Source organism: Rhizorhabdus sp., assembly GCF_018006725.1.
GTDB lineage: Bacteria > Pseudomonadota > Alphaproteobacteria > Sphingomonadales > Sphingomonadaceae > Rhizorhabdus.
The window spans coordinates 1-4,227 of the sequence record NZ_JAGMXV010000333.1 but is presented as its reverse complement, the minus strand read 5'-3'; the positions used below and the strand labels follow the sequence as shown (position 1 = coordinate 4,227).

The 4,227-nt window shown below is 67.6% G+C and carries 3 protein-coding genes; all 3 read left to right on the top strand.

Going from position 1 to position 4,227, the window contains the following annotated elements:
- Window positions 1-82: 82 nt before the first annotated feature.
- Entirely contained in the window at window positions 83-2,095 is a 2,013-nt protein-coding gene (gene kdpB, locus KAY22_RS25280; protein WP_296625873.1) for a potassium-transporting ATPase subunit KdpB, read from the top strand.
- Window positions 2,096-2,105: 10 nt separating this feature from the next.
- On the top strand, window positions 2,106-2,696 hold the full coding sequence (gene kdpC, locus KAY22_RS25275; RefSeq protein ID WP_296625872.1) for a potassium-transporting ATPase subunit KdpC: 591 nt from the start codon (window positions 2,106-2,108) through the stop codon (window positions 2,694-2,696).
- The coding region (locus tag KAY22_RS25270; protein WP_296625871.1) for a DUF4118 domain-containing protein at window positions 2,696-4,227 on the top strand (1,532 nt) is incomplete at its 3' end. The genes kdpC and KAY22_RS25270, both read left to right, overlap by 1 nt.

The window sequence follows — 4,227 nt, the reverse complement described above, 5'->3', positions numbered from 1 at the left end:
GCACTCGGACCGATCGCAGACCAGGCCCAGGTCGCGGCCGGCACGCTTCTCTGATCGGCTCGCTCCCTCGAAAGGCATGACCATGTCTGCTCTCCCTTCGCTCTTCACCGGGCCGTTGATGGCCTCCGCTGCGCGCGATGCCGTCCTGAAGCTCGACCCCCGCGTCCTCATCCGCAATCCGGTCATGTTCGTGACCGCGCTCGTCGCGGCTCTCTCGACAGCCCTGCTGGTCAAGGGGATCGCAACGGGCACCGGAAACCCGCTGTTCGAGGCCCAACTGGTCCTCTGGCTGTGGCTCACCGTCCTCTTCGGCAATTTCGCCGAGGCGCTTGCGGAGGGACGCGGCAAGGCGCAGGCGGCCAGCCTGCGGGCAACCAAGGCGGAACTTCGCGCCAAGCGCCTGCGCGGTCGTGACGGCGCCTGGGATATGGTCGACGCAAACATCCTGTCCCTCGGCGATCTGGTGATCGTCGAGACCGGCGATCTGATCCCAGCCGATGGCGAGGTCGTCGAAGGCGTCGCCTCGGTCAACGAGGCCGCGATCACCGGAGAAAGCGCCCCCGTGATCCGCGAGGCGGGCGGCGACCGCTCGGCGGTTACCGCTGGTACCCGTGTCATCTCGGACAGCATCACTGTCCGCGTCACCGCGGCGGCGGGGCAGGGCTTCCTCGATCGCATGATCGCGCTGGTCGAAGGGGCGAGCCGGCAGAAGACCCCGAACGAGATCGCCTTGACCATCTTGCTGGCCGGGCTCACGCTCATCTTCCTGATCGCCGTCGGTACCCTGCCGGCCTTCGCCGCCTATGCGGGCGGCAGTCTCGCGGTGCCGGTGCTCGTGGCGCTGTTCGTCACAATGATCCCGACGACGATATCCGCCCTGCTGTCGGCGATCGGCATTGCCGGCATGGATCGGCTGGTCCGCTTCAACGTGCTCGCAAAATCGGGTCGTGCGGTCGAAGCGGCAGGCGATATCGACACGCTGCTGCTCGACAAGACCGGGACCATCACCATCGGCGACCGGCAGGCCACCGCCTTTCTGCCGGTGCCTGGCGTGAGAGAGGCCGAGCTTGCCGCCGCCGCGCGCCTGTCCAGCCTGGCCGATCAGACGCCCGAGGGCCGTTCGATCGTGGTGCTGGCAGGCGACGGCGAAAGCATGCCCGAAGGGACCGAGCCGATCGCCTTCACCTCGCAGACCCGCGTTTCGGGCCTGCGGATCGGCGAGCGGGAACTGATCAAGGGCGCGGTCGATGCCGTGCTCCGGCGGGTAGGGAACGTTTCCGGCGCTGAGCGGCTGCGGGCGATTGCCGATGATGTCGCGCGCCATGGTGCCACGCCGCTCGCGGTTGCCGACGGCAAGCGCCTGCTTGGCGTCGTGCAGCTCAAGGACATCGTCAAGGCGGGCATCCGCGAGCGTTTCGGCGAACTGCGCCGGATGGGCATCCGCACGGTGATGATCACCGGCGACAATCCGCTGACCGCGGCGAGCATCGCGGCCGAAAGCGGGGTCGACGATTTCCTCGCCGAGGCGACCCCGGAGGACAAGCTCGCGCTGATCCGGCGTGAACAGCAGGGCGGCAAGCTGGTCGCGATGTGTGGCGACGGCACGAACGACGCGCCGGCGCTGGCGCAGAGCGACGTCGGCGTCGCGATGAATACCGGCACCCAGGCCGCGCGCGAGGCAGGGAACATGGTCGATCTCGACAGCGACCCGACCAAGCTCATCGAGATCGTCGGTCTGGGCAAGCAGATGCTGATGACGCGTGGCGCTCTCACCACCTTCTCGATTTCGAACGACGTCGCCAAATATTTCGCGATCCTGCCCGCGATCTTCGTGGTGCTCTATCCCGGGCTCGCCGCGCTCAATGTGATGGGCCTGCACAGCCCGCAGAGTGCGATCCTGTCGGCGATCATCTTCAACGCGCTGATCATTCCCGCGCTCGTTCCGCTCGCGCTCAGGGGCGTTCGCTATCGGCCGGCTCCGGCCGGTGATCTGCTTGCGCGCAACCTGGGCATCTACGGCGTCGGTGGGCTCGTCGCGCCCTTCCTGGGCATCAAGCTGATCGACCTTGCCGTGACCGGCCTCCATCTCGCCTGAAGGACAGACTATGTTCACCGAAATTCGCGACGCGCTGCGCCCGGCCGTCATCCTGCTGGCGGTCCTCGCCCTGATGACCGGCCTCGTCTTTCCGGCCGTGGTTACGGGGATCGCCCAGGTCACCATGCCGGGCGCCGCCAATGGCAGCCTGATCCGCGATGGCGACCGGATCATCGGTTCGGAACTCATCGCGCAGGGCTTCACCGGTGCGGCCTATTTCCACCCGCGCCCCTCGGCGGCGGGACAGGGCTACGACGCCAGCGCATCGGCCGGCACCAATCTCGCACCGGGCTCCAGCGCTCTGCGCGACGCCATCGCAGCGCGCGTGAGCGAAGCGCGCGCTCAGGGACTGACCGGGGATCTTGTTCCTCCTGACCTGGTCACCACCTCCGCCTCGGGGCTGGATCCCGATCTCAGCCCCGAGGCGGCTCTTTCCCAGATACACCGGGTTGCTGCCGCGCGGTCGATCGACGAGGGACGCCTCCGTGCACTGGTCGCGGAACAGGTAGAGCGTCCGCTGCTCGGGATAATCGGCGAACCGCGTGTCAATGTGCTGCTGCTCAATCGACAGCTGGACCGGATCGCGCCTATCAGACGCTGATGGTCGAGCCCACGCGCCCTTCTCCCGAGCTTCTTCTGCGGGCCGCGCGTCGGGAGGCACGCGGCCGCCTCAAGATATTCCTCGGTGCAGCCCCGGGGGTAGGCAAGACGTTCGCGATGCTGCGCGAGGGCGCGGAGCATCTGCGCAACGGGACCGACGTCGTCGTCGGCATACTCGAAACCCACGGCCGGGCCGAGACCCAGCGTCTCGCCGTCGGGCTCGAGATATTGCCCCGTCGGTCGGTGTCGCATGGTGTCCATGAACTGAGCGAGTTCGATCTCGATGCCATGCTCGAACGCCGGCCGCAGGTCGCGCTGGTCGACGAACTGGCGCATAGCAACGCGCCGGGCAGCCGGCATCCCAAGCGCTGGCAGGATATAGAGGAACTGCGTGACGCGGGCATCGATGTCCGGACCACGCTCAATGTGCAGCATGTCGAGAGCCTCAACGATCTCGTCGCCAGCCTCACCCGCGTCCGCGTTCGCGAGACTGTGCCCGACCGGATCCTCGACGATGCCGAACTGGAGATCGTCGATCTGCCGCCCGACGAACTGATCGAGCGACTGAAGGCGGGCAAGGTCTATGTGCCCCAGGAAGCCAGCCGGGCGCTGGCGCATTTCTTCTCCAAGGCAAACCTCTCTGCGCTGCGCGAACTCGCCTTGCGCCGGGCTGCGCAGTCGGTCGACCGGAATTTGCTGGATCATATCGACAGCGTCGGCGAGCAAGGTGTGTGGGGGGCGGGGGAGCGTATCATCGTCGGCATCGGCGACGGTCCCGGCGGGGAGACGCTGATCCGGAGCGCGAAGCGGCTCGCCGACGCGTTGCATGCGTCCTGGACGGTGGTGAGCGTGGAAACGCCGCGCAACGCGCATCTCGGCGCTCCGGCGCGCGACCGCACGGCCGACGCCCTGAAACTCGCCGCCAGCCTTGGAGCGACGGTCGCGATCGTCCCCGCGCGGTCGGTGTTCGAAGGCCTTCGCGACCATGTCCTGCAATCGCGCGCCACCGCTGTGGTGCTGGGCAAGTCGCGGCGCAGCTGGTGGTTCGAACTTCGTCACGGTTCGGTTGTCGATCGGCTGGTGCGGACCCTGGACGGGGTCGCCGTCCATGTTGTGCCGGTCGCGGAAGGTCCGGCGCGCGAGGGTCCGCTGCGCCTGTTCGGCCGGTCTGCATTGCGGGGATCGGCGGTCGGCCTCGTTTTCGTCGCCATGACCACCCTGATCGCCAAGGTCGCCCAGCCCTGGGTCGGACCGCAGTCGATCGATCTGCTCTATCTGCTGCCGGTGATCGCGACCTCCACCCTGCTGGGGCTTCGGCCGTCGCTCGTCGCCAGCGTCGCGGGGGCGTTGGCGTACAACTTCTTCTTCCTGCCACCGCTCTACAATTTCACCATCGCAGACCCGCAAAATGTGGTGACGCTGCTCGTCCTGATGACGGTGGCGGTCGTCGCCAGCCAGCTTGCCGGGCGATTGCGGCGCGAGGCGACGATCGGCGCGCGGACTGCGAGCGAAAATGCCGCCCTGGCGGCCTT